This window comes from Segatella copri (assembly GCF_051861805.1).
Taxonomy (GTDB): Bacteria; Bacteroidota; Bacteroidia; order Bacteroidales; family Bacteroidaceae; genus Prevotella; species Prevotella copri_M.
The window spans coordinates 1-23,593 of sequence record NZ_CP146520.1 but is presented as its reverse complement, the minus strand read 5'-3'; the positions used below and the strand labels follow the sequence as shown (position 1 = coordinate 23,593).

24 protein-coding genes and 1 pseudogene are annotated in these 23,593 nt (G+C 42.5%); 16 read left to right on the top strand and 9 right to left on the bottom strand.

Annotated elements, in window-relative coordinates; translation table 11 throughout:
* Positions 1–17: 17 nt before the first annotated feature.
* The 9 genes from V8Z93_RS00125 to V8Z93_RS00085 form a co-directional block, all read right to left on the bottom strand.
* The gene (locus tag V8Z93_RS00125) at positions 18–1,127 is read right to left on the bottom strand and encodes a hypothetical protein (RefSeq protein ID WP_203051525.1); all 1,110 of its coding nucleotides are present in this window, start codon (positions 1,125–1,127) and stop codon (positions 18–20) included.
* 30 nt (positions 1,128–1,157) lie between these two features.
* Positions 1,158–1,535 (bottom strand): hypothetical protein, encoded by a 378-nt coding sequence (locus tag V8Z93_RS00120; protein ID WP_203051526.1) that lies wholly within the window; start codon positions 1,533–1,535, stop codon positions 1,158–1,160.
* A 162-nt stretch (positions 1,536–1,697) separates the two neighbouring features.
* Entirely contained in the window at positions 1,698–2,108 is a 411-nt protein-coding gene (locus V8Z93_RS00115; protein ID WP_439432000.1) for a hypothetical protein, read from the bottom strand.
* 97 nt (positions 2,109–2,205) lie between these two features.
* Positions 2,206–2,418, bottom strand: a complete 213-nt coding sequence (locus tag V8Z93_RS00110; RefSeq protein ID WP_203051528.1) for a hypothetical protein — start codon at positions 2,416–2,418, stop codon at positions 2,206–2,208.
* Between the two features lie 11 nt (positions 2,419–2,429).
* Entirely contained in the window at positions 2,430–2,762 is a 333-nt protein-coding gene (locus V8Z93_RS00105) for a sigma factor (protein WP_203051529.1), read from the bottom strand.
* A 223-nt stretch (positions 2,763–2,985) separates the two neighbouring features.
* The gene (locus V8Z93_RS00100) at positions 2,986–3,795 is read right to left on the bottom strand and encodes a leucine-rich repeat domain-containing protein (protein ID WP_203051530.1); all 810 of its coding nucleotides are present in this window, start codon (positions 3,793–3,795) and stop codon (positions 2,986–2,988) included.
* Between the two features lie 214 nt (positions 3,796–4,009).
* Positions 4,010–5,191, bottom strand: a complete 1,182-nt coding sequence (locus V8Z93_RS00095; protein WP_203051531.1) for a hypothetical protein — start codon at positions 5,189–5,191, stop codon at positions 4,010–4,012.
* 43 nt (positions 5,192–5,234) lie between these two features.
* Positions 5,235–6,746: a DUF2779 domain-containing protein gene (locus tag V8Z93_RS00090; protein WP_439431999.1), complete on the bottom strand. Its 1,512-nt coding sequence runs from the start codon at positions 6,744–6,746 to the stop codon at positions 5,235–5,237.
* 211 nt (positions 6,747–6,957) lie between these two features.
* Positions 6,958–10,191 carry a S41 family peptidase gene (locus V8Z93_RS00085; RefSeq protein ID WP_439431998.1) on the bottom strand — a complete coding sequence of 1,078 codons (3,234 nt, stop codon included), beginning with the start codon at positions 10,189–10,191 and terminating at the stop codon, positions 6,958–6,960.
* Positions 10,192–10,379: 188 nt separating this feature from the next.
* Between V8Z93_RS00085 and V8Z93_RS00080 the strand changes: the two genes are divergently transcribed.
* From V8Z93_RS00080 to tnpC, 16 genes and pseudogenes are all read left to right on the top strand, one after another.
* The gene (locus V8Z93_RS00080) at positions 10,380–12,011 is read left to right on the top strand and encodes a beta-N-acetylhexosaminidase (RefSeq protein ID WP_439431997.1); all 1,632 of its coding nucleotides are present in this window, start codon (positions 10,380–10,382) and stop codon (positions 12,009–12,011) included.
* Between the two features lie 548 nt (positions 12,012–12,559).
* Complete coding sequence (locus V8Z93_RS00075; RefSeq protein WP_299331785.1) at positions 12,560–13,231, top strand: transcription termination/antitermination NusG family protein; 672 nt, start codon at positions 12,560–12,562, stop codon at positions 13,229–13,231.
* A 176-nt stretch (positions 13,232–13,407) separates the two neighbouring features.
* Positions 13,408–13,560, top strand: coding sequence for an ABC transporter ATP-binding protein (locus V8Z93_RS00070; protein ID WP_439431996.1), 153 nt, complete (start codon positions 13,408–13,410; stop codon positions 13,558–13,560).
* A gap of 164 nt (positions 13,561–13,724) precedes the next feature.
* A complete protein-coding gene (locus V8Z93_RS00065; RefSeq protein ID WP_439431995.1) occupies positions 13,725–13,913 on the top strand; it encodes a hypothetical protein in 189 nt (62 codons plus the stop codon).
* The gene (locus tag V8Z93_RS00060) at positions 13,900–14,976 is read left to right on the top strand and encodes an LPO_1073/Vpar_1526 family protein (protein WP_178710007.1); all 1,077 of its coding nucleotides are present in this window, start codon (positions 13,900–13,902) and stop codon (positions 14,974–14,976) included. The genes V8Z93_RS00065 and V8Z93_RS00060 overlap by 14 nt, the downstream gene beginning before the upstream one ends.
* A gap of 447 nt (positions 14,977–15,423) precedes the next feature.
* A complete protein-coding gene (gene rfbC, locus V8Z93_RS00055; protein WP_287824670.1) occupies positions 15,424–16,011 on the top strand; it encodes a dTDP-4-dehydrorhamnose 3,5-epimerase in 588 nt (195 codons plus the stop codon).
* Positions 16,012–16,083: 72 nt separating this feature from the next.
* The gene (locus tag V8Z93_RS00050) at positions 16,084–17,028 is read left to right on the top strand and encodes a hypothetical protein (RefSeq protein ID WP_439431994.1); all 945 of its coding nucleotides are present in this window, start codon (positions 16,084–16,086) and stop codon (positions 17,026–17,028) included.
* A 4-nt stretch (positions 17,029–17,032) separates the two neighbouring features.
* Positions 17,033–17,932 (top strand): putative phage abortive infection protein, encoded by a 900-nt coding sequence (locus V8Z93_RS00045; protein ID WP_439431993.1) that lies wholly within the window; start codon positions 17,033–17,035, stop codon positions 17,930–17,932.
* A 58-nt stretch (positions 17,933–17,990) separates the two neighbouring features.
* Positions 17,991–18,695 carry a hypothetical protein gene (locus tag V8Z93_RS00040; protein WP_439431992.1) on the top strand — a complete coding sequence of 235 codons (705 nt, stop codon included), beginning with the start codon at positions 17,991–17,993 and terminating at the stop codon, positions 18,693–18,695.
* A gap of 10 nt (positions 18,696–18,705) precedes the next feature.
* Positions 18,706–19,203: a hypothetical protein gene (locus V8Z93_RS00035; protein WP_439431991.1), complete on the top strand. Its 498-nt coding sequence runs from the start codon at positions 18,706–18,708 to the stop codon at positions 19,201–19,203.
* A gap of 433 nt (positions 19,204–19,636) precedes the next feature.
* Positions 19,637–19,906, top strand: a pseudogene (locus V8Z93_RS00030) (sugar phosphate nucleotidyltransferase); the annotation flags it as partial.
* Positions 19,907–20,122: 216 nt separating this feature from the next.
* Positions 20,123–20,344 (top strand): IS66 family transposase, encoded by a 222-nt coding sequence (locus V8Z93_RS00025; RefSeq protein ID WP_439431990.1) that lies wholly within the window; start codon positions 20,123–20,125, stop codon positions 20,342–20,344.
* Between the two features lie 175 nt (positions 20,345–20,519).
* On the top strand, positions 20,520–20,864 hold the full coding sequence (locus tag V8Z93_RS00020; RefSeq protein WP_203041574.1) for a hypothetical protein: 345 nt from the start codon (positions 20,520–20,522) through the stop codon (positions 20,862–20,864).
* Between the two features lie 35 nt (positions 20,865–20,899).
* Positions 20,900–21,199 carry an IS66 family insertion sequence element accessory protein TnpB gene (gene tnpB / locus V8Z93_RS00015; protein WP_182429667.1) on the top strand — a complete coding sequence of 100 codons (300 nt, stop codon included), beginning with the start codon at positions 20,900–20,902 and terminating at the stop codon, positions 21,197–21,199.
* Positions 21,196–21,531, top strand: coding sequence for a hypothetical protein (locus V8Z93_RS00010; protein WP_439431754.1), 336 nt, complete (start codon positions 21,196–21,198; stop codon positions 21,529–21,531). Before tnpB ends, V8Z93_RS00010 begins: the two co-directional genes overlap by 4 nt.
* Before the next feature lie 34 nt (positions 21,532–21,565).
* Positions 21,566–23,503, top strand: coding sequence for an IS66 family transposase (tnpC, locus tag V8Z93_RS00005; RefSeq protein ID WP_439431753.1), 1,938 nt, complete (start codon positions 21,566–21,568; stop codon positions 23,501–23,503).
* Positions 23,504–23,593 lie beyond the last annotated feature (90 nt).

Below are 23,593 nucleotides of genomic sequence, written 5' to 3'. Positions count from 1 at the left end.
GATATAATTTCGATACTTTATAGCTTCTCGCATCCCTCCATTTGGTCGAAACTCATCGGCTCATACTCGAATATTTTGCCAGTCTCCTTAATCATGCGGTAGCGCAGATGGGTGCGGATATGTGAAATCCCTTCTAGACGATTCAAGTCGTTAACAGTAGGCTGAATGGTGCTCACCTGATGATATTCCACCTGACGATTGTCCTTATCGCTGCTTTCTTCCAACATAATGTCTTCGAAAGTAGTGAGATTCAGCTTTGCTTCAGCCAGCAAGTCTTTCAAGCTGTCTGCCCAATTCTCGTTGCCCCCTATGCTGTCGTATATTCTGTCCATATATCCCTTGCCTTTAATGGCTTGGTACAGTTCGATGAGGTAAGCGAAACGCTTTTCCGCATCATCGGCTATGAATATGTGGGCACGTTTGTTCCAAGATTTGAAGGTTGATACGGCAAGTGACTTCAGCACTACTTTTCCATTGGGTAGCGTAGGAATATGGATAGGGTCAAGGCATAGCAGCACGACGTGCTTTCCCGACTCCTCCGCCAGTCTTTCGGCAATGAGCACATGGGAGTTATAGTCTCTTGCCATAGTGCATTTTATCACGACCACCTTCTGCGGCATTTTGGCGAGCGACATCACGCCAAGTTCAAAATGCATCAGCTCTGCTGGTTCGAGCTTTATTATTCTCACCATGCCTTCGCCATATATTTCCTCACCCTTTTTGCATACAAAACGGGGTAGGTTGCGACTGCGTGCCCCACTATAGAATATTACGAGCGGCTTTTTGCGAGGTATCAGAAGATATTCTTCCACCACATCCTTTGTTTGGGGTGGTGATACTGTATGTAGTTTATCTTCTGGCAAGAGCTGCGAGATGCAGTTCTCTGCTGTCTGTTTATCTACTACTGCTACTTCTCCGTTCAGACATTTCTCCGAGAACTCGCGGAAGAAATCTCTGTCCAACAGCTTCGATACTTTCAGCAGTAAGTCGGTATCGAGACTCGTCTTGCCGAATATCTCGTATGTGGCAGAGCTGGATTTGCACAGTTCTTTGGCAAAGACTGCCACCGAAGGAAACTTAGCCTTTACTTCCTTCAGAATTTCCTGACCTATATGATATTTCTCCATTGTATTTATACAGATAAAAAACAATTGTTTCTACTTATAGTCCCATTCATCAAATGCTGCGACATTGAGTTGCGGCTCTTCTTCCTTTGAATAGTCGTTGGCAAGATATACAATCGGAAGTCCTGTCTTGTTCATCAAGTCGATAGCATATTTCAGAAATGGAGCCTTCAGCTGCTCAAAGTAGCGATGGAACAGGAAAAATCTGATACCTTCACTATCTGAGATCTTTTTCTTTTCGATAACAGCGCCGTCCTTTTCGTAAACGTTGTCTCCACATGTTGCACATCCGGGAAGACTCGCAATGCTGCGTCTTGCCTCATCGATTTCGCTGTTTGAGTGAAACCAGATAAGCAAAGGTCGCTTGGGATTGCCTGCAATGTATTCTGCAATTTTATCAAGTATTGTCATAACTCTATTTTGCTTAAGTGAATAAAACTGGGTGCAAAGGTAATGCTTTTTTGCCTTTGCACCAAGTTTCTTTATTAGGAAGAACCGGAATGTGATGCCGGAAAATCAGGAAAGATGTTCTGCGCTTCGCCGCCGTTCAGAACGTCGGTAATCAATGCGAGTTCATCCTCTGTTCTTTTTGAGTTCAACAAACATATTGTCAGCCAATACTTCTCCATCCTCTTCATATTCAGGATCAAAGAGAAGTCCTGGAAGAGTAAGCGGCTCTGTCTGGCCTTTCACGTATGAGCCGATATAGACATCATCGGTATAGCTGTCGTCTATTCTTGGCTGACACGTGAAGGCATACGGCAGTCCTGCATGGTCGCACTGCCAATAATAGTCGTCCTCAAAGGCAAAATCGGCTTTCTCCCATACAAAGCTGAGTGCATACATGGGAGAATTGAGCCAGTATTTACACTTTTTGGGGTTCCCAACATAGAGGCGGCGTGAATGAATCTCTTGCTGCCAGAATGTGGGGAAGAGGGCAGGTTCGCCAATGCAGCCGTCATGGTCGTCGCATGCAAAGTTCACAGTTTCTATAATCTGTTCCTTTATGTGCTTGCTCCAAAGGTGGACTACATGGCTTCCTTGGTCCTTATGTACTCTTAGATATATTTTCATAAGTGCTCTATTTATAATTTTCAATCCATTTTTTAGCCAACTTCGTGGCTACGTTATAGAAGTCGTTTTTGTTTTCGTCAGACCAAAGTACTTCATCATGTTTGAGATATTCTAACAGGTCTCCGTATTGATCATCAGTCAATCCGGTGTCACAAACCTCTATCATAACTCTTAATACAACCAGATGGCGTATATCGCCAACATTTTTTCGTGATGTCATATCCTTTGTATTTAATTGTTATTCTCTTTTTTGTGAATCTCTTGCAGAATGGCCTGGCGCATCCACCACACGGCATAAGCTGCAAAGGTAAAGCCACGAGACTTGTCGAACTTATGGCTGGCACGTAACATTCCGTAACGACTGGCTGCAATGAGTTCTTCGTCAGAGAGTCCCTTGCCCACATACTGCTTTGCCACAGCCTTGATAAAGACAGAACCGAGTTCTGCCAACTCGTTCTCCGCATTGGAGTCGCCCTGCTGGATGAGGTCGATAAGACGCAAAGCCTCATCGTTATTAATGATAGGCTTCTTTTCTCTGTTTGTTGTTTCGTTTTTGTTCACCATATTTCTTTATGTTTTAAAATGTTGTCGCGCGAAATTTACCCTATTTTTCTGAAATAAAAAAATTATGCCATAGAAAATCAACAAAAAATCAACTTTTAGTTGTAATCTTAGTTGCAATCATGTCTTATTCAAAGATAGTGCCAACGAGCGCCATGAGAACTTGTTCTCAGATGGCCGAGTGCAGCCTATCTTATTCAAAGATAGTGCCAACGAGAGTCTCTGTCTATTCTTTCGGAGTTATAAGACTATTGAAGTCGCGAGTCTCGAACTGAGCAGACTCATCGCCTTGGATGTTGAAGTCCGGGTAATGGTTGTACTTGTTCTTTGGCACGATAATCTTTTCGAGAGATATACAGCCGATAAGCATCGTTGCGTTTATTTCACCAGCACAGCATGTCAATGACGGATTCTCAAACTCAATCGTCGTTAGTGAAGTGCAGCCGGCAAACGCCATACGCTCCTGAATCTTTACATTCTTGTTTAGATATACAGACTCCAGATGTTTGCAATAAGCAAAGGCTCTGTCATAAATCCAGCACTTGCAGTCTTCGCTTATCACGATGTTGAGACTTTTCAGTCCGGAACTTCTGAACGCAGACTTGTCGATAATCTTCAGGTGACTTGGAATATTTATCTGTTCCAAAGCTTTGCAGCTAGCAAAGGCACCTTTCCAAATCTTACCCAAAGTTTCTGGCAAGGCAATTTCCTTCAGATTTTCACAATGAGCGAAACACTCTGTTCCGATGAATTCTATTCCAGGCATAGTTATCTTGAAGAGCTTTATGCAGCTTGCGAAAGCTCTTGTGCCCAAGTCTATAACTGATGCTGGCAATACCACATCATGAAGATTGTCAAGTCCTTGGCATGCTTCATCGCAGATAGCCTTCACACCGTCTTTCACTTCAAGGTACTCTGGATTGCCAAGTACTTTCAACAAGCGAAGTCCGTCCTCGCTGTAGATTGGTCCGGAAACCTTGTTGCCTTTGGCTTCCTTGATCATTGCCTGCTCTTCTTTTGTTAATCTTGTATCCATATTTATTGTATTTTTTTGGGTTGAACAATAACAGAATTGTAAGTTTTGAACTTGCATATCTTCTGTAGTATTCGTATTCTTTACTTATATTGTCATAACTCTATTTTGCTTAAATGAATAAAACTGGGTGCAAAGGTAATGCTTTTTTGCCTTTGCACCAAGTTTCTTTATTCGGAAGAACCGGAATATGTTGTCGGAAAATCAGGAAAGATGATTATATAGAGACTGGCTTTTTCCAAATTTTGCCCAAAGGCGCATCGACAGACTTGTGATCAATAATATTTATCTGATATCTACCGCTAATGACTTCCTCATTGTTGTAAGAAGGAGATGTCATTTGTATAGACGCCCAGTCAATATTATTAAAATCATATAGCTCAGTAATGATTTTCTGTATTGTAGCTTTGAATGTGGAAGCCAAAGTACCTTCTTCATCTTTGTCCAACAAGTGATTAGCCCATGCTGGAACTATAACGATATTCCACAGATTTGTAAAGTAACGTGGATCAATAGCATGCCCCCAAATGTGTGAAATGATAAAGTTTCTGAAGTGCTTTTTATCAGATGTTGCTCCAAGGGCATACCCTGTACGATCATTAATCAATTGACACACTCTGGCATTGCCATTGCCACCTCCACAAGTGTTTACGCCACATTTTGTATTCTTACCCCTTGCTCCTTCTTGATAGATAACACAGAGACGTTGTGCTGCGTTTTTAAGCTTGAAATAGACTTTGCCTTCTTCTACAACAGGCTCATGTACTCCATCATCCGCATCTTCTTTTTCTTTCGAAGAGTATCGTGCAGGAAGATATTTGATATTAATATCATTTTTGTCAAAAGCAGGATCTACCTCTTCTTCCTTACAAATGTAATTTGCAATCTCATCAACTCTTTTTTTCACAAGTTCTGGCGAAAAAAAGTAAGATGATTCTATTGCCAACTTTACAAACTTCTCTTCTTTAATAAACTCTATTAATGAATCCATACCATCTACTTTTGGATTCTGTGATTTGTTAATTGAATCGCGTACAGAAGGTAGGGCATTTAGAATTTCATTAAATATCTCATTATCTTCTTTGCTTAATCTTTTTTTACCATAGACAATGGTTTCAACGAACTGTCTATATTTCTGAAGATAAGACAAGCGGTTAAGAGTAGTCTTAAGATAGTTTTTCTTATCAATCTCAGCTTTCCACTCTTCAAAAAGTGCATTCACATACAAGCGTTCATTTTCTTTTGCGAAAACACCAATAAGATCTAAATACAAATAGTCTTTGCCATTGCATTTATATTTATCTTGTGGACAATAAGCTCCAACAGACTTTACGCCCTGTTTGAGCAACCATTTTTCATAATCCTTTCTAAAGATAAATTGACTAGCTTTTTTTGCCATAATTCAATATCATTAAAATGTTAATATTATTTTTTTAAAAGAATTATTCTTCACTCACTTCCCTCAGCTTCTCCCACAGCTTCACCATGGCCAGCGTGTCGAGGCAGCAGTAGTCTAGCAGTGCTCGGCGAGCCTTCTTTTGCTTTTCCGGCTCCATAAACTGTATCTGAGGATAAATGCTCATTGCCTCGCCGCCATTCTGAACACCACCACTGAGGTTGTGGTAGTCGAGCTCAGGATCATCGGGGAACAATGCCGGGAGCACCTTCTTGATGGAGAACGAACCGTTCATGGCAGGCATATAGTAATAGCCGGCACGGAACGGGTCGAGAAGATCCACAATGTGGGATTCGATGTTGAGAAGATGCGATGCCAGGTCGGGGAATGCCTCTGCCAGTTCCTTCAGACGGGTACACTCGAAAGCCTTGTTGTAGGCTGTGGTGCAGACGTTGAGCGGGATGTCCTTACAGAGTTGCTCGGCTAGAGCACGGCGAGGGTCTTCGCCCGATATGCCGAGAAACTCACGATGCTTCAATTCGCCTCTTTCATGCTCTATGTAATGAAGCGAATACTGAAATGTGACCTGCTGGTATGGATGCGTGCCTTGATACTTCGGTATCACGGTCTGCTCGGTCTCGAAATCGAGGAAATAAAGCGGATAGGAGAGCTTCTTCAGGAACTCACCGATAGCCTTCCTGTTGATATAGGAAGTATTACCTAATGTGCATTCCAACTGCAACTGCTGTAGGTCGGTAAGCTTCTCCTGTCTCATATCTTCCAACGACAGACGGCCTTCGTTCATGTGTTCCAATGCCTTCTTGAAAGACATGCGGTACAGGTTGAAGACTGATGGCGAAGGTATGACATTGCGACTGCAATAGTTCCAGAACGAACAGGCGTATGGCTTTTTGCAGTATTCTGCCAAATCCTGCTTGGGTTCTCCACCTTCGAGCACCTTCTTCGCAGCCTTTACCAGGGCTGGCACCTTGATATATTCGTTGGCAACCGCCTCGCTGATATCGTTTATGCGGAAGAATCCCTTTACGTCGAGTTTGCCGTCAAGTACATATTCGTTATCGATGTTTACAAGATAAGTGCCCGTTATGGTAAGCCCGCAGTTGGTGAGCACATATTTCTGATATGCCACATCCTGTGCATACACTTCCAGCTCCTTCAGGTCGGTGCTGCTTTTCACCTCATATATGGCATAGCCTTGGGGTGTCTTGTGCAGCAAATCCACGGCACAGTAACACCCGTCGTATATAAAGGCAGCCTCAGCAATGTTGTCTGCCCCATCAGCAATCAGCTTTTGGGTTGCGGCAATCATAGCCTGAAGGTCGGGGCGTTGATTCCCGTCGGCTGTCATCTTGCAGACTGTCGCTTCCGTATATTCGCCAAATAAACTTTTGGCAAGATTTCCCACTTCCGTACCGGCATCAAAACGGGCTTGCGTCAATGGATCTATCTCAATTTCTTCAGGTTTATACATCTTTAGCCACAATGCCTTTGGACATTGGCAGAAAGTGATGTATTTAGATTTTGAAAGATTGTTCATAATCTTTTAGTTTACTTCATATTCTTCGCACTTAAAAGTACGCATTTGCATGGCAAAAGTAATAATAAATATGTAAACAGCCAAATTATTTTAGAGAAAAATAGGTGTGTGAATAAAAAAAAGTATTTTCTGCATTATAAAGGGCTTATATATAAAAAATCCCCAGCCCACTTTTCAATGCAGGCTGGGGAATATTGAACTTATCCTTCCCTTACTTCTTCATCATTTCCTCCACGGCTCTGATGAGCTGGGTGTCATGACCGGTGATGTAATCCTCAGGAGAGTTATACACCTCTACATGTGGATAAAGGGTGGTGTTCTCGCCGAAGGTGCCACGCATGTCGCGGCAACCTACCTGAGGAATACCGAATACCAGGCTGCGGTCCATCAGTGTCTCCCACCATACGGCAGTCATTGTTCCAGCCACCGGTGTACCAATCAGCTTGCCGATGCCCAACTCCTTATATACCCATGGGAAACCATGACCGTTGCTGTAGTCGTCCTCGCAAATCAATACGCAGGAAGGCTTGGTCCACTTGTTGAATGGGTCCTTGCCCACCACCTTGCCGTGAGGCACAAACTCCTGATACTGCTTGCCATTGAGCAGGGTGCAGAGGTCGTCGTGCAGCCAGCCGCCACCATTGTGACGCTCATCCACGATTACGGCATCCTTGTTACGGTTCTTGTCGCTCAAGAGTTCGCTATATACGGTGCGGAAGCTCTCGCTGTTCATCGCCTTTACGTGAACATAGGCTATTCTGCCTTTTGATACGCTATCCACGATGGCACGGTTTCTATCTACCCAGCGCTTGTAGAGCAGCTCCTGCTGGTTGCCCTGCGAAATCGCCTTGATGGTGAGGTCGAATGTCTTGCCCTTGGTGTTCCTGATGGTGAGGCGCACGTTCTTGCCAGCCTTGCCATCGAGCAATGCGTTGTAATCCTCGCCCGCCTTGATGGCCTCGCCGTCAATCTTCTCGATGATGCAGCCGGCGGTAACCTCATTCTTCTTCACGGCGAAAGGACCACGCTTGATTACTTCCTGAATCTTCAGACCGTCGCCCTCGTAGTTAGGGTCGAAGAAGGCACCGAGGGCAGCGGTAGAAAGCGATGCCGTGCCACCATAGTAGCGGCAACCCGTATGACTGGCGTTCAGCTCGCCCAGCATCTCGCTCAGCATCTCGGCAAAGTCGAAGTTGTTATTAATATAAGGTAAGAACTTCTCATATACCTTGCGATAGTATGCCCAATCTACGCCCTGCATGTTAGGATCGTAGAACTTGTCGTCCACCTGGCGCCATATATGGTCAAAGAGATACTGGCGCTCTTCGGCTGGCTTGTAGTTGAACGGAGCCTCGAAGGCGATGTTCTTGGTAGCCCTGCTGCCCAGGTCTATCTTCTTGATGCTGCTGCCGTTGCAGAGGAAGAGGTTCTTGATGTCCTTGTCGGCAACGAAGCCGCCGCCACCAATGCCCTTCATCATCAGGGTGGTGCTGCCTTCCTTCAGGTTGTGGCACCAGAGGTCGTAGCCTCCTTCGAAGGCTGCCTGGTAATATATCTTCTCGCCCTTGGTGTCGAGGATGGCGTCACCCATGTTGGATGAGTTGACGGTGAGACGGACGATGCGGTCGCGGCAGTTGTCGAAGTCTAGCTCCAGCGGTTTTACTTTATCCACCTCTATCTTGCCAGTCTTCTCCTCCTTCTTCTTCTTTTCTTCCTTCTTCTTCTCCTCCTTCTCATCGGCATTCTTCTCCTTCAGGTCCTTATTAGCCTCGGCAAGTTCCAGTTCCTCCTTGCTCATGCGGAAGCGGTCGTAGGCATCGAGGTCGAAGAACATGAGATAGGCATCGTTTTCTGCTCCCCATGAACCGTGACTGCGATATCCGGCACGGTCGCTCTCAAAGAGCATTGCCTTTCCGCCGAGCACCCACTTTCCGTTGCCGTCGCTGTAGCCGCTGTTGGTTACGTTATGCACCTCCTTGCCATCGGCCTTCACCACGGCTATGTCGGTGTTGTTCCAGCCGCCGGTGCCTATGTAGCTGCACATAATCCACTTGCTGTCTGGGCTCCATTCAAACCAGATGTCGCCATCGGCATAAGAGAAATTGTACTTGCCGTCGAGCACGGTGCGCACTTCCTTCGACTTCAGATTGATGATGCGGAGGGCGGCACGGTCTTCATAGAAAGCCACTTCCTTGCCATCCGGACTAAAGGCTGGATACTGCGAAGTAATGTTGGTCTTGGTAAGCTGCTCCTCTTCAATATCGGTACAGTAAGTAAAGTTCTTTTCCTTCTCGTTCTTGATCTTAGCCTGGAAAATCTGCCATACACCATTGCGTTCAGAGGCATAGACTAGACTTCTGCCATCTGGTGCAAAGCTCAGGTTGCGCTCCTGCTGAGGAGTATCGGTGATGCGCTTGGTGGTCTTGTATTCTGTAGATGTAACATATACATCGCCGTGCATCACGAAGGCTACTTCCTTGGCATCAGGAGAAAGGGCTATCTCGGTGGCTCCCCACGACTGCACCTGGCGGATGAGGCTAGGCTCCTCATTGTCGGTGGTGATGGAGATGTTGACCTTCTGAGGCTGTCCGCCTTCCTTTACGGTATAGATTTCGCCATCGAAACCATAGCAGAGCAGACCATCGTTAGAAGAGGTGAGGAATCGGATAGGATTCTTCTTTTCGTGGGTTATCTGGGTATCCTTTCCGCTGGCGATGTTGCGGCGATATACATTGAAGGAACCATCCTGCTCGCTCAGATAATAGAAGCTCTGGTTATCGGCTGCCCATACCGGGTTGCGGTCTTCGCCCTTGAAGGTGGTGAGCTTCTGATACTTACCGTTGTCGAGCATCCAGATGTCTCGGGTGATAGGCGAGGTGTGGTGCTTGCGCCATGCATCCTCGTAACCCTTCTTGTCGTGGTAGAGCACCTGTCCGTTCTTGTTGATGCTGATGTTTTCCATCGGCAGAACGGAATACAGTTTAGGACGACCGCCCTGGGTGCTTACCTCGTAAACCTGCGAGAACTCTTTGGATGCAAACAGAATGCTCTGGGCTGTAGGCATGATATCGGCAGCGAAGAGCACGTGGTCGTTGTCCTTAAAGGCGATAGGAGTTTCCTTGCCGCTGTGGGTGGTGAGTCGGGTAGGCGCACCGCCCTTGGCAGAGATGACGTACACATCCATGCTGCCTTCGCGGGTAGAGGTGAAGGCTATCTTCTTGCCGTCGGGGCTCCAGATAGGCTGAGAGTCATAAGCGGCATGGGTAGTCAACTGGCGTGCCTCGCCGCCCTGGGCAGGAACGCAATAGAGGTCGCCCTTGTAGGCAAAGGCGATGGTAGAGCCATCAGGCGAGATGGCCGGGTAGCGCATCCACAGCGGACCCTGCTGGGCCTGGGATGCCAGAGATGCTGCCAGGAGGGCAGCGCTCAGGAACAGTTTCTTCATATCAATTGTTTATCATTATAAGTCGATTATTTCTGCAAAGGTACAACAAAATATCGGTAAGATAGGTTTTAAAATTCAAAAATAGGTTAATTTTGGTATATAAGTCGATATTTCTGTAGTATGAATGCCATTCTTTCGAGATATAATCGTAATTTTGCACTAATTTAAAACCTATTATTCAAAAATTTATGTTACGAAGAATCATTCTAACTGTGGCTCTCTTGGCAAGCCTTTCTCTTTCTGCCAAGGATTTGAACGTGGGAAGTTGGCAAATCGTTCCTTTACCGGAGCAGGTGAAGGAGGTGGAGGCAGCTCCGTTTAAAATCACTGCAAAGACAACTATTTATTACGCTGCCGGCGATGAGAAGCAGAAGAAGGATGCCGAGTTCCTGGCATCTCATATCAAGGAGGTAACAGGTATTGAGGTGAAGACTACTGACAAGCAGGAGAAGAAGCAGATTCGTCTGGTTCTGAATTCCGGCGACCCGAAATCTGAGGCTTATTCCCTGGTGGTGAACAAGGCGGGCATCACCATTTCTGCCACCTCTCATGTGGGCATCTTCTACGGCATCCAGAGCGTGATGAAGGCATTGCCTATCGCCAGGGATGTTAAGAGCGTTTCCCTGCCTGCCGTTGAGGTGAAGGATGCGCCTCGCTTTGCCTACCGTGCGTTTATGATTGATGTAGGCCGCCATTATTTCAGCGTTCCTTATCTCAAGAAGCTGATTGATGTGTTTGCGATGCACAACATCAACTATTTCCACTGGCATCTTACCGAGGACCAGGGCTGGCGTCTTGAAATCAAGAAGTATCCGATGCTTACCCAGATTGGGTCCAAGCGCAAGGAAACCATCCTGCCAACCAATAAGAATGAGTTTGATGGCGTTCCTGTATCGGGCTATTATACCCAGGATGAGGCTCGCGAAATCGTGAAGTATGCTGCCGACAGATACATCACCGTGATTCCTGAGGTGGATATGCCGGGCCACATGCTGGCTGCCCTGGCATCTTATCCGGAGTTGGGCTGCACGGGCGGTCCTTACGAGGTGGCTACCCGCTTTGGCGTATTCGAGGATGTGCTGTGTGCCGGCAAGGCGAAGACCCTTCAGTTTGCCAAGGATGTGATGAACGAGATTATGGACATCTTCCCATCCACCTATATTCATATTGGTGGCGACGAGTGCCCTAAGAACCGCTGGAAGGCATGCGAGAACTGCCAGAAGAAGATAGAGGAGCTCGGCATTCAGGAACTTCCTAAGCACAGCAAGGAAGAGCAGTTGCAGACCTGGTTCATGGGCGAGATAGAGAAGCTGATTAGAGACCGTGGCCGCAAGATGATGGGATGGGATGAGATTCTGGCAGGAACTCCATCCAAGGACATCACCGTTTGCGGTTGGACCAGCGTGAATGCCAGCATCCGTTCAGCCCGTGAGGGTCATCCTACTATCGTAGCTCCTATCACCAATTTCTATTTCAGCAATCCTCGCATCAACAAGATAGAGGGTATTCCTAGCATCCAGCGTGTATACGATCTGGAACCTTGCTCAGATAAGTTGACTCCTGCCGAGCAGAAGAACATCATCGGTGCCGAGGGTTGTATCTGGACCGAGTGGGTGAAGGATGCTGAGAAGTTGGAATGGGAGTTGTTGCCAAGACTTGCCGCCCTTTCTGAGGTTCAGTGGACCGCCAAGGACAAGCGCAACCTTGAGAACTTCCTTCCTCGCATGCTCCACATGCAGGATTTGTATCGCCTTTACGGCTTGAATTACAAGGCTGATATCGAGGATGCCGTGAAGAAGCATCTGGAAGAGAAGAAGTAATATTTGTAGATAGCTCAGCCACAGCGGGTATGTGCAAACTATCGATTCTGATACCTTACTATATATAGGGGCATCTTTGTTTCTTTGGTAGAGACGAAGATGTCCCTATCATTTTTTATTAATTTCAAAAATATATACGTATTATGTCAAGAAGCAAGAAAACATCAGAGTCGTTATTCCAGTTCCTTCTATCTCCGCTCCATCAAAAGCTCAGAAGTGGATGATGCCAACGTCAGGATACTGGTTGCACTATAAGCCACAAAAGTGAATAAAAAAAGGGGATTTTGTAAAATGAACCAAAATGAACCAATTTTCCTGAATCTTTACATAAGAGACGCAAAAATGCCGAAAACATTCGTTCAATCAACGACTTAGAAAAATGCGCACGAAAAGAATGCTAAGAAGATGTTGAATTTCGCTGAATGATATTATTTTTTTAACACGCATAATTTGCTAGTTTCCAACATTTTTCGTATTTTTGCAAGAAGAATCTGTGTCTCTTATGTAGAGATTCAGATAATCGACATCAAAAAACGAACTTGATTCGCATGATGAAAGAGACAAATATACAAGCACAGGTTACGTCCACTATTGCAGGGGACGACGGCGAAGCCGTGGCAAAAAGTGAAGAAAACGCTAAGAAAATGGCTCCCAAAACGCCTAATGAAGGGCTTGAAAAACCTGCTGATGCAGGATGGTATGTGGCTGTAGTGAGAGTGAATTGTGAAACGAGAATAGCTGATTCTATACGAAGCAATCTTAATCACAATCATGTTTGGTTTGATTACTGGATTCCCAAGGTAAAAGTAGTTTGTATAGACAAGCGTTCCAATAAGCGAAGAGTGAAAGAAAAGCTATTTCTTTCCACTTTCATCTTTTGCAATGTTTCTCCGAGACAACTTGACAATATCCGCTTCCGTTCGGATGTGTATAAGATGCTGACGATGCCTGGTCAAAGGAAAATATATCAAATTCCCGACCAGGTTATTGCCAACTATCGATATTTTGTTGAGAATGATGAAGAGCCTGTCACTGCTGCCCCTGTTCCTTTGAAAAAAGGTATCAAAGTGCGAGTGGTGTCGGGCAGCATGAAAGGTGTGGAAGCATACGTGCAGAGCTATAATGGAAAGAAAGCCGTCATTGGCAGCGAGATTAAGTATATCAGTGGTGCCACGCTTACGATAAGTAGAAATTTACTCGAAATCGTTGAAGAAAGTTGAGCTGTAGAATGAACTTGTTGCATTAAAAAACTATGAGTTATCTGAGTAAAATGTTATAGTAAGTTATAGCAAAGCGGTTCCATCCCGCACAACCTGGCGAGGGCTTTGATGCCCCTCTTCGCAAGAGGGGGACAGGGGAGTCGAAGCAATACAATAATTAATAAGGAGATAACGTTATGAACATAGAAGAAAAAAAGGCAGATTTTATGCGTCGCTTCAAGGCTTCTAGGGAGCGAAAGGCTGAATACATAGCACAAATGGAAAAGCGAATGCGTGATGACTGTCGCCGCAGAACCGGTAAGGAAGCAGAATCATTTTGTGTGTTGTAATGTTTAGCCATAAGCCAAGTATAGGTTAATAAATACATTTTTCCTCATTCGAGTGGCGACAAGTGCAGAGCGATACTGCGATGGGGAACAAATATAACTAAAAAAAATGATAGGTGTAACTACTTGTAATATAGTAGTGACGCTGTATTGGTGATATACACAATATGGGATTTTTCAAAGAAAATGCCGTATGGCTTACTCCTATTCTCGTTGCAGTTTGTAGCGGGATTATTTCTGGGATATTCTATCTCATTAAAAAAGGAGGAAATCATCAGCATATTGGAGATGTTGGTGATGGAAGTGTTGTTAATCAAGTTAATGGTAATAATACGGTTGTCAATGGGAATAAATGATACAAAACAAGATATAGGTAATGTTAGCAATGCTAATGTTAACCAAATTAATGGTAATGGGACAACTATTATCAATAATAATGGTATAAGTGTTGTTGATGCTTATAACATTTGCCATGCTGTTGTAGAGAATGATCTGAAGGTCTATGCTCTGAAAGCTGAAGAAAAAGCCCAAGAGCGATTAAAGGAGATATCTAGCAGTTTGATAGATCGTATATCTAAAGTAGAAAAGGGCTTATTCGAAAAGTTTGAGGAACCAGCCATACAATTAGCTTTAAGAAAGCCTGTGTTGGAATACATCAAGTCTGGTGATAAAAATGAAGCAGAACTGATGATTGATAATTTGATACAACGTTTAGAGGTAGAAGAACATACAACTCTTCAATCTCTTATAGATGAAGCTAGTAGTATTATTCCTAAACTTTCTGTAGATTGTTTGGATTTTCTTTCACTCTTAGTCTTTTCAAAAGCTAATTTTGGATTTACAAGATTGGGATTTTTTAAATTTTATCTGCCAAAAATTGAAAAATGGTTTGAATCTAGTTCCCGGATAACTGAGTTAGATGTAGCTTATTTGCGTCAGATAGGTTGTTGTAGTGGTGGGATGACTATATCATATAATCAAGATTTAGAAGATAGTTTTCTTGAAAATTACAATTGGTTTTTTAGAGAAGGTGTAACTTTGGATGAATTGTCTCTGATTATTGATATTGAAACTTTAAAAAAAATAGATGTTCAACTGTTTTCTATGGAAGGCGATAAAGCTTGTTTGACATTGCCTAATAAGGATATTGCCCATCAGTATTTAAAGAATAAGGGACTTGAAGATATGTTTTATCAATTAAACGCTCATATAGATAAGTTCACTCTACATTCAAAAAGTTATATTTCTGATGAGATGAAAGATAAAATTAAATATTGGGAGAAGGTTTCCACTTTATTTCAAAAACAATCAGTGAAATCTTTATTTGTAAATCCTGTAGGTTATTATATAGCTACGCGAAAAATGAAGTTGGATTTAGATTTAAAATTGGATTTCAAAAATGTTTATGGTGAAGATTAGACCTTTGTATGTCTGTCAACAACGTTACGCTTTTAAACCCAAATTCTGATATTCATATAGGTGGTAGGAAAAAAGTTCGAAGAGTCAAAAGTAACAGTAACAGATCATGTTTTTGTGCTAGTAATCATCGTTGTTTCCAGACGGTCCCATCCCGCATAACATGGCGAGACCTTTGATTGGTCCGCCAACCTTATAGCGTAGCGGTTCCGAGCACCGGAGGGCGGTTACATCCCTAATCCCTATGGTAGGGATTTAGGGCTTGGGTATAAGGGTAAGGACCCTCCCGCTGGGGAGGGACAGGTGGGGCATATATAGCACTAAGGGCGGTTACATCCTCTCGTCCCTGAGGGAAGAGAGGCTTGGTGAGAAAGGTGGAGCCTTCTTTAATGGTAAAGAAGGACGGGATGATTTTAGAAATTCTTTTTTAAAAGAACATAAGTTAAACCAATGAATATAATCAAAACTGATATTGAAGGCGTCCTCATTATAGAGCCACGCCTCTTCCGTGATGCTCGTGGCTACTTCTTCGAGAGTTTCAGCGAGCGAGAGTTTGAAGAGAAGGTTGCCCCAATCTTGGGACACAGTGTTCACTTCTGCCAGGACAACGAGTCTATGAGCAGCTATGGTGTGATGCGAGGTCTGCACTTCCAGCGCCCACCATATACTCAGAGCAAGTTGGTACGCTGTGTAAAAGGTAGAGTACTTGATGTAGCAGTTGATATTCGCAAAGGCTCACCAACCTATGGCAAGCATGTTGCCGTAGAGTTAACCGAAGACAATCATGTCCAGTTCTTCATCCCTAAGGGCTTTGCCCATGGTTTCGCCGTTCTCTCAGAAACAGCCGTCTTCCAATACAAGTGCGACAACTTCTATCATCCAGAGGCCGATGGAGGCATCAGTATCCTCGATGATACCCTCGGTATCGATTGGAAGATTCCAACAGAGCATGCCAATCTCTCGGAGAAAGATACAAAACATGCGATGCTGAAGGATTTCGATTCTCCATTCGATATTAATGTAGATTTATATAAATAGGCATCTGATGCCAGATAAAGAACTTTTAGATTAATGTTCTCGATTGTAAAATGAACATAATATTTTCAAACAATGAATACTATCAGTTTAAGTGTCTACAGTATTACTTTATATAAGCGTTTTAAAAACAAAGACTTAGAAAACTTATCAAGTTTTGACCATGGGAAAGATTTCCTAAATTTGGTTGATCAGCTATTTTTGTCTTGGAAGCAAGATGTTGAGTTAGCCCTTTACAATGATGAGCAAGCTAAGAAAGTGAGTAGGCTGCGAAGAATAGGTGATGACTACTGGGAATATCATCGCCATACGACATTTATTGATGGAATTATAGAAAGCGGTGAGTATGGAACACAGGAAGATATAATAGAAATCAAAACTGGTCGTTCTAAGTATGTTAAGAAAAAAGAAGATGCTAGCTTGAGACCTTTCTACTTTATGTTTTATCATAAGCCTAATACAGAAGAATGCTTTCTGTTAGTGGAAAGAATAGGTCAAAATGGTATTGTCACCATTTTGGAAAAAGCATTAAGAGAGTTTTTGAGCAATGCCCTGTCTGAGGAATATACGCTAGTGCTTAGACCTTATCTGATGCCAAAGGTCTTGAAGTTAAACATGGAGTCTGTTGGTGGTGCTAAACGAGTTATCTTGAAAGGGATAAAAAATAATGCAGTAAGTGGTACTGCCAAGCAGCAGATGTTTGCAGGTTGTGCAACAGAAGTGTCTTTCGTCGCACCCAAGAATAACTATATTCCTGGATTTGAAACACTCTTTGAAAAACTGAAAAAAGAAAAAGATAAGGGTGAAACTTGCAAGATAGATGCTTATGAATGTCAAGATGTAGCCTTTGAGGTATCATTCAATGGAAAAACAAGAATGTTATCTGTTGCCAATATTACCAATATGGGTATGAATGTAGATGTCACTAATAGGGTTAAATATGAAGGCGCTACAGGGTATCCAACTTATGCTTCTCTTAATGAGCAAGCCCATCAAGTTTTATCATATTTAGATTCATAGAGTTATGGGAAGAACATATAAGATTATTTTATGGGCGGCTGGTATTCTAGGATTTGTATGTGTTGGAATTTTCTGCTATTACATATACCAATATTCTACATTTACTGGCGTGCAGGCAGCTGTGAAGTCTCAGTTGTCGTCTAATGTTGGTGACTTTATTTCCGGAACCATTGGCACTATACTTGCTTTTATATCAACATTGTTTTTGTTTGTTACCTTCCGTGTGCAGCAAGTTCAATTTGAAAAAAATCAGTTAGATGCCTATCGTCAAAGATTTGAAGGAACATTCTTTAATATCATGTCCATGCTCTATCAAGTAAGAACAGAGGTGAACCAACAAATTTGTCTTAATTCTAAGCTAAAGTCTAAGAATCTTTTTGAGTTTTATCATTCGTTTGTTGGTTTCTATGATCACAAACTAGACAAAGAGGCAGACTTTAAAGAAGCAATGACGATTTTGTTAAAAGACAATTATCAAAAGACAGAATTAGAAACCGCCATGTATGATTTAGGTCATACTTATGATGAATATGTGGAGAGTCAAGGCTGTAATGCAGGTTTCTTCTTCCGTTATATTCATAATTTGATAACTTTTGTCATTCATCATTGGGGAGGTGAAAAACAAAAGGATGTTGCCATTGGTTATTTGAATTTTATCCAAGCGCAACTGACCAATGAGGAATTGGCTTTGTTGTTCTATGATAGCATCTCTAGAAATGGCATGGATAAGAAACGGGTCTATACATTCAAGGAAAATATGGATGAGTATTCTTTCTTGGAGAATATTCCCGAGTTCATTTTGGCAAACAGAAACCATTACAAGATATTTGCTCATACTATGTTTAAGTTTCTGAATGATGATGAGAGAAAAAATGTAGTTTCGAAGTTTAATAAAAAAAGTTGAATATAAAATATGCCTTACTTGTTAAAGTAGGGGTTGGCTGATAATTTAAAATGATAATATGAAGATTTCTAGATTGGATAAACCTATATCTTATTGGTCAGACAATAAGAATGAAAACGTTTTTTATGTTCTATATCAGTCTTTTACGACTTGGGATAAAACATTGCTAGGTGTGATAAAACTGCACGAAGAATCCCTTGATATTTATAGTGGAGAGGCAAAAGAGGGTAGAGAATTCATTTCTTCTTTTATGACTGAAGCCTACAGTCCCATACCTGTACGCTATTTGTATGAAGGCGATAGCAATAACAATAATAATCATCAAATCAAGAAGCATTTACACGACATAGTTACCAATATAAGTAATGACAATTCTCAAAAATATATGGTTAAGCAATTGCTTTTGCATATGGAGAGTGATGACTATCAATATACTTATACCGATGTTAAAGGAATTTCAGCTGAGGAAATTGCCAAACTGATGGAGCAACATAGATACATATATTTTAAATCTGAAAATTTGAATAAATCATTCTATTGTGGCATAACAAACGATGTTGATATACGCATGGATCAACATCGCAGAGATGATTTCCCTATCGAAGATGACCATGTTCGTGCTTATGTTTGTGCAAATGTTGAAGTTGCTAAACAAGTGGAGGGGTTATTAGGTATCAAAGGCTATGATATAGGAGGACAAAATGCAGCAGGTAATGGAGCTGTGGAAACATCATGTATTGTTTATTTTCTAAAGAAAGGGTAGTTGATGTAATATGGATAATTTGCAAGAATGGATAGTTCCGATCTTGACATCTATAGTTGCTATTGCTGTAGCTATAATGACTTGTAAATGGCAGATGCGGACAGAGCTGAGAAAAATACTTGAAAGCTATGTGTCTGACAAAAAGTACAAGGCTTATTATGACGCTGTAAATATAGTTTTTACGCTATTAGAAGAAGGAAGACAAAATAAGATAGTAAGTTCGAATGACAGGTTCCATGAGTTGTTGAAAGTCAAGCAAGATTTATTTGTATATGGTTCTGATGATGCGTTTAGATCCTTTACAGAATATCTTTGCTCATGTACTCCAAATTCAGGTGGTAGTGATGTCTTTAAGCCTTTGCTTGATTTCATGTTGATTGTCAGAAGAGAAATCTCAGGAGGTAAGAGTTCTATCTCAATAGATGACATTATGTTGAACTTAATGCAGAGTAAAGAGGAACTTCATAAATATCATGAATTTCTAGAAACGAATGGATATAGTATTTGATAATAACAACCGTATAGTAAAGAATATGTTTCTTCTTTACATACGAAATTTCTTATGATAGTAGTATTGCCATCAGTTTGATAATTTCAAGAACGTTGCAGATTTCTTTGAATTTGCAGCAAAGTTAATGAGGAGATAACAATATATATTGTTAGTCTTTGTTTTTCTCTAACTTGTTTAAATAAGCATTAAACTTATGCAAATACTATAGTTATCCCTAGGCGGTCCCATCCCGCACAATCTGGCGAAGACCTTTGATGGTCCGCCAACCTTATAGCGCAGCGGTTCCGAGCACCGGAGGGCGGTTACATCCCCGCTTCCTGAGGAAGAGGGGCTTGGGGAGAAAGTGGAGCTCCCTTTGGTCAAAGGGAGACGGAGGGATTCGAAAACAACCTCTCCTTTAGGAGACAAAGAGGTAAAAATAACAAGATTAATGCACGACATACAAATCATAATCATGACCGGCGGCGTAGGTAGCCGCTTCTGGCCTATGTCAACTCCCGATTACCCAAAGTAGTTCTTTGATGTGATGGGAGTGGGTCGTTCCCTCATACAGTTAACAGTAGATAGATTGAAGCCAATCTGTCCTGTCGAGAACATGTGGGTAGTGACAAACGAGAAATATATCAGCATTGTCAAGGAGCAAATCCCTGACATGCCAGTCGATAACATATTAGCAGAGCCGGAGGCTCGCAATGTAAGTATTCGGTGAAAGCCGTATTGTGCGCCTAAATAAAGTTTCGTACCTTTGCATCGTTAATTTAAATATTCTAATTATGGTATAAGGTAAGAAACAATTAAGCTGTAAGCCAAAGTTCGCCGAGGTTGTAATCGGTGATAATGAGGCGAAGAATATGCGTGAGTCTGATGTAGACAAAAAAGCGGAGCTAAGACAGAACAGATAGCCTCTCTTGTCAGAATGATATTTACTCAAAAGCGTGAGCGGGTAGTCTTTAGTAAGGAAGAACGTGAAACCATCTATGATAAGCTGACCAATTATATAGACATCCCAGATATGCCTTTGGACAACAATGATACCGAACGCTTGATCCGTGACATGGTGATGGGTAAGAAGGCTTATATACTCTTCTTCCTGAGTTCTGGGAAGATTAGGAACAATAAAAATGAATTTCAAATTTAGTCAAATTAAGGTATAACCTCCATTAGCTTGTGCTGATGGAGGGCTAAACTTCGTATTCTAGTCTCAAAATTAGAAAAATGATGCCGCCGTGCAAAGTTAGTAAATCACCATTAGCCCGTATGGCGGTACCTATATAATATATTACCTTTGCATCCGTAATCAAAACAGTTTGATAATGGAAACAAGGGAATATTTCGAAAAAGTGATGCAGGATTACAACCAAAATCGTAAAGGTCGTAGCTTGCGCAAGTATTGTAAGGATGAGGCAGTGGATTATGACTGGCTCATTGAGTTTAAGAAATCATATCGTTCAAATAAGCTTCAACCAAATGAAAACAAGAAGCTAGGCGAAGGTGAGTTTATCGCTTTGACAGTTGAGGAGAATTTTGTTCCCGAGCAACAAACTCCTGCAGGTTGGCAAGTTGAGAGACTGATTTTGAAGTCTCCGACTGGTGATGAGATGGAAATCAAGTGTACTAACCTGTTTGCAGTTGCAGAACTGCTGCGTAAAATGTCATAGCTATGCTGAACTTCACTTCTCGAACAACTTATTATTTGAGTTCTACACCCACTGATATGCGCAATGGTCGTGAGGGCTTGGCAGGAATCATCCGTGAAAAAATGCAGCATGATCCTTATAGTTATGATGAAGCCTTCATCTTCTATTCCAAGGATTATCGCAAGGTTAAAATATTACATTATGATATCAATGGTTTTGTCTTATACCAGAAGTGGTTTGATGATGGTAAGTTTCTCAAGCCTCGTTTCTTGGAGGCAGCTCGCTGTCATAAGATAAGCCGTGAGACATTGATACTGTTGCTATCAACATCCGTACAAACGGAAATCATATTATGAATACTGATATTAAGAGTTTGATACCATCTATGCATGCAGAACTGAAGCGTATGCAATCTCGTGTTGCAGAGCTTCAGGTATCATTGCAGCAAGGCTCATCTGATGAAAAGGCGATTCGAGAGGAAATTTCTCGAATGAATCTGCGCCAGGTTGAAATCATGGATGCGATGGTAGAGATACAAGAGTATATTTTGGGCAAGCAGGAAGCACTGCTTGCTCTATTGAGAGAGCGCAAATCTCTTCTGACAGCAAAAGAAGCATTGGAAAAGAAAAACAAGGAATACGAGGAAAAGCTGTTTCTGAAAATTCGTAAGCTTCTGAATAACAAATAGTTATATAACTTTTCTTAACAAGAAAAAGTTGTATATGTCGCAGAAATTTAGTACCTTTGTACACATGATAAATAACAAGAGTAATATAGAGATGCAGCTTGCTACGTATAAGTCAATGTTGACTAAAGCTAGCAATGACCTTGCCAAGTCCAAACAGCTTGTTGGCTTGCTCAAACAGCAGATTGAGCAAGGTGATACAGAGTTGTCGGAGGAACTTGACAAGGCAAACGAGCGTATCTCTATGTTAAGCGAAGATTTATCAGATGCAAATGCTCGTATCTATGTGTTGGAGGTGGCTTTGACCCAAGCGGAATCTGATAACTCGGAATTACGAGCAGAGGTATCTCGACTTCATTCCAAGGCAGATGATTATGAAAAGGCAAATGCCTTGTTGGATATAGCAGACAAGGCTCAGGTTGATTATAAAACTATCATCGAGGTTCTCCTTCATAGGAAGTTTGCTCATAACTCAGATATGACCAAGCTCTTGAATGGTGTATTGGATACATCCGATGCTGAGGTCAGTGAGTTGGGGCTTGATGGATTGAAAAAGAAAATCAGTGATGCTGCTGACGAGGCGTTGGATGAAAAGCATAAGGAGGAAGAGTCTAAGGCATCTTCTGCTCCAGAGCAACCAGCTGTAAAACTGCCTAAGAAAACAGAAAAAGAAAAGCAGGAATCAGATAGTCAACTCCCTCGCAAGCGTTATACAACAACAGCTAGAGTCTTGAAGTCCTTCGGCATAGATAAATCTGATCTTCCAGAGAATGCAAAGGTTATCATACGTAAGGGTAAGAAGGATATGTGGGTAGTCCGTCTGTTCTTCTATCAGAAACAAGAGGTTTATTGCAAGGAATACAAGATAGCACGCTTTAATGTACCTGGCTCTGATCCTCAGAGCAGCAAGTATCCTCAGAGTATCATCAAGGGTAATCCTTTGATGCCATCCTTCTGTAGGTTCTATCTGGAGTCGAAGTTTGCCTATCATCTCTCCGAAAACCGCTTGTTGGATATGTTGTCACAGATGGGTATGAAGGTAGCTCAGTCAACCTTGAACGGTTGGATGCAGCAAATCATGACTTATCTTCGTGAACGCTTGGGACCTGTGATGCTCGAGCGTATCCGTCAGTGTGTCTATACCCAGAATGACGAGTCAAGAATCGTGGTTCGCAGTCGTGAGAGTAAGGAAGATAAGTTTAAGTACAATGTGGAGTACATCCATGCTGCCCTCTCCATGGAAGCCAAGCTTTGTGTGATGGAATATAAGGAGGGTAGCCGTAGTCACAGTGTGCAGGAAGATGCCATCTTCAAGGACTCTTGTATAAGGGTGTTTACTGCAGACAGAGCAGTCTTGTATGAGACAATTGAGACGGATTTGGAGGAAATGGGACTGGTGCGTACAGCTTGCTGGTTCCATGCCCGCCATCGCTTCGTGGATGCTTATATCTCTGACCATCGTGTGCGTGTAATCATCTTGATGATGAACTACCTCTTCCAGATAGAGCGAGAGTCGAAGATACGCAAGCATACTGCAAAGCAGCGACGCCGATTTAGACTTAAGTACAGTGCATCGATCGTTGGCAAGTTGATGAAGTTGTTGAAGAAGATTAAGCTTGATTCTTCTTATGGTGCAATGGTTCAGCGAGCAGTCAACTATGTACTTGATGACGAGAAGGCCTTCAAGGTGTTCTTGCAGGATGGCCGTGTCGAGATGCATAACAATGCGGTCGAACGAATGTTCCGCCACTTGGCTATGGGTAGGCGAAACTGGATGCATACCGGAAGCCATTTAGGTGCGGAAAACATAGCTTTTATGTTCTCACTTTTTGAGAGCTGCAAGTTGAATGACATTAATTTTGGCGATTATATAGAAGATATACTCACCCGACTGATGGAGGGGGAGCAAGACTTCATGTCCCTAATCCCATGTAATTATAACTCGAACAAAAAGGTGAATGTCAAGGCTGCCTAATAGGTAGCTTTGGCAATACCAATTAATAATATGCTTTTTTTGAAAAATGTTGGATGTGCTAACTGCTGAAAATCAGTAGTTACGTTCTAA

What these genes read in the sequence shown, in the direction of transcription:
- V8Z93_RS00035 (WP_439431991.1), top strand. Translation starts at nt 18,706, where the DNA reads ATGGATAATTTGCAAGAATGGATAGTTCCGATCTTGACATCTATAGTT.
- V8Z93_RS00025 (WP_439431990.1), top strand. Translation starts at nt 20,123, where the DNA reads ATGATATTTACTCAAAAGCGTGAGCGGGTAGTCTTTAGTAAGGAAGAA.
- V8Z93_RS00100 (WP_203051530.1), bottom strand. Translation starts at nt 3,795, where the DNA reads ATGGATACAAGATTAACAAAAGAAGAGCAGGCAATGATCAAGGAAGCC.
- V8Z93_RS00020 (WP_203041574.1), top strand. Translation starts at nt 20,520, where the DNA reads ATGGAAACAAGGGAATATTTCGAAAAAGTGATGCAGGATTACAACCAA.
- V8Z93_RS00050 (WP_439431994.1), top strand. Translation starts at nt 16,084, where the DNA reads ATGAATACTATCAGTTTAAGTGTCTACAGTATTACTTTATATAAGCGT.
- V8Z93_RS00105 (WP_203051529.1), bottom strand. Translation starts at nt 2,762, where the DNA reads ATGGTGAACAAAAACGAAACAACAAACAGAGAAAAGAAGCCTATCATT.
- V8Z93_RS00110 (WP_203051528.1), bottom strand. Translation starts at nt 2,418, where the DNA reads ATGACATCACGAAAAAATGTTGGCGATATACGCCATCTGGTTGTATTA.
- V8Z93_RS00060 (WP_178710007.1), top strand. Translation starts at nt 13,900, where the DNA reads ATGGGAATAAATGATACAAAACAAGATATAGGTAATGTTAGCAATGCT.
- V8Z93_RS00065 (WP_439431995.1), top strand. Translation starts at nt 13,725, where the DNA reads ATGGGATTTTTCAAAGAAAATGCCGTATGGCTTACTCCTATTCTCGTT.
- V8Z93_RS00070 (WP_439431996.1), top strand. Translation starts at nt 13,408, where the DNA reads ATGAACATAGAAGAAAAAAAGGCAGATTTTATGCGTCGCTTCAAGGCT.
- V8Z93_RS00080 (WP_439431997.1), top strand. Translation starts at nt 10,380, where the DNA reads ATGTTACGAAGAATCATTCTAACTGTGGCTCTCTTGGCAAGCCTTTCT.
- rfbC (WP_287824670.1), top strand. Translation starts at nt 15,424, where the DNA reads ATGAATATAATCAAAACTGATATTGAAGGCGTCCTCATTATAGAGCCA.
- V8Z93_RS00120 (WP_203051526.1), bottom strand. Translation starts at nt 1,535, where the DNA reads ATGACAATACTTGATAAAATTGCAGAATACATTGCAGGCAATCCCAAG.
- V8Z93_RS00085 (WP_439431998.1), bottom strand. Translation starts at nt 10,191, where the DNA reads ATGAAGAAACTGTTCCTGAGCGCTGCCCTCCTGGCAGCATCTCTGGCA.
- V8Z93_RS00125 (WP_203051525.1), bottom strand. Translation starts at nt 1,127, where the DNA reads ATGGAGAAATATCATATAGGTCAGGAAATTCTGAAGGAAGTAAAGGCT.
- V8Z93_RS00045 (WP_439431993.1), top strand. Translation starts at nt 17,033, where the DNA reads ATGGGAAGAACATATAAGATTATTTTATGGGCGGCTGGTATTCTAGGA.
- V8Z93_RS00095 (WP_203051531.1), bottom strand. Translation starts at nt 5,191, where the DNA reads ATGGCAAAAAAAGCTAGTCAATTTATCTTTAGAAAGGATTATGAAAAA.
- V8Z93_RS00040 (WP_439431992.1), top strand. Translation starts at nt 17,991, where the DNA reads ATGAAGATTTCTAGATTGGATAAACCTATATCTTATTGGTCAGACAAT.
- V8Z93_RS00090 (WP_439431999.1), bottom strand. Translation starts at nt 6,746, where the DNA reads ATGAACAATCTTTCAAAATCTAAATACATCACTTTCTGCCAATGTCCA.
- V8Z93_RS00010 (WP_439431754.1), top strand. Translation starts at nt 21,196, where the DNA reads ATGAATACTGATATTAAGAGTTTGATACCATCTATGCATGCAGAACTG.
- tnpC (WP_439431753.1), top strand. Translation starts at nt 21,566, where the DNA reads ATGTCGCAGAAATTTAGTACCTTTGTACACATGATAAATAACAAGAGT.
- V8Z93_RS00075 (WP_299331785.1), top strand. Translation starts at nt 12,560, where the DNA reads ATGATGAAAGAGACAAATATACAAGCACAGGTTACGTCCACTATTGCA.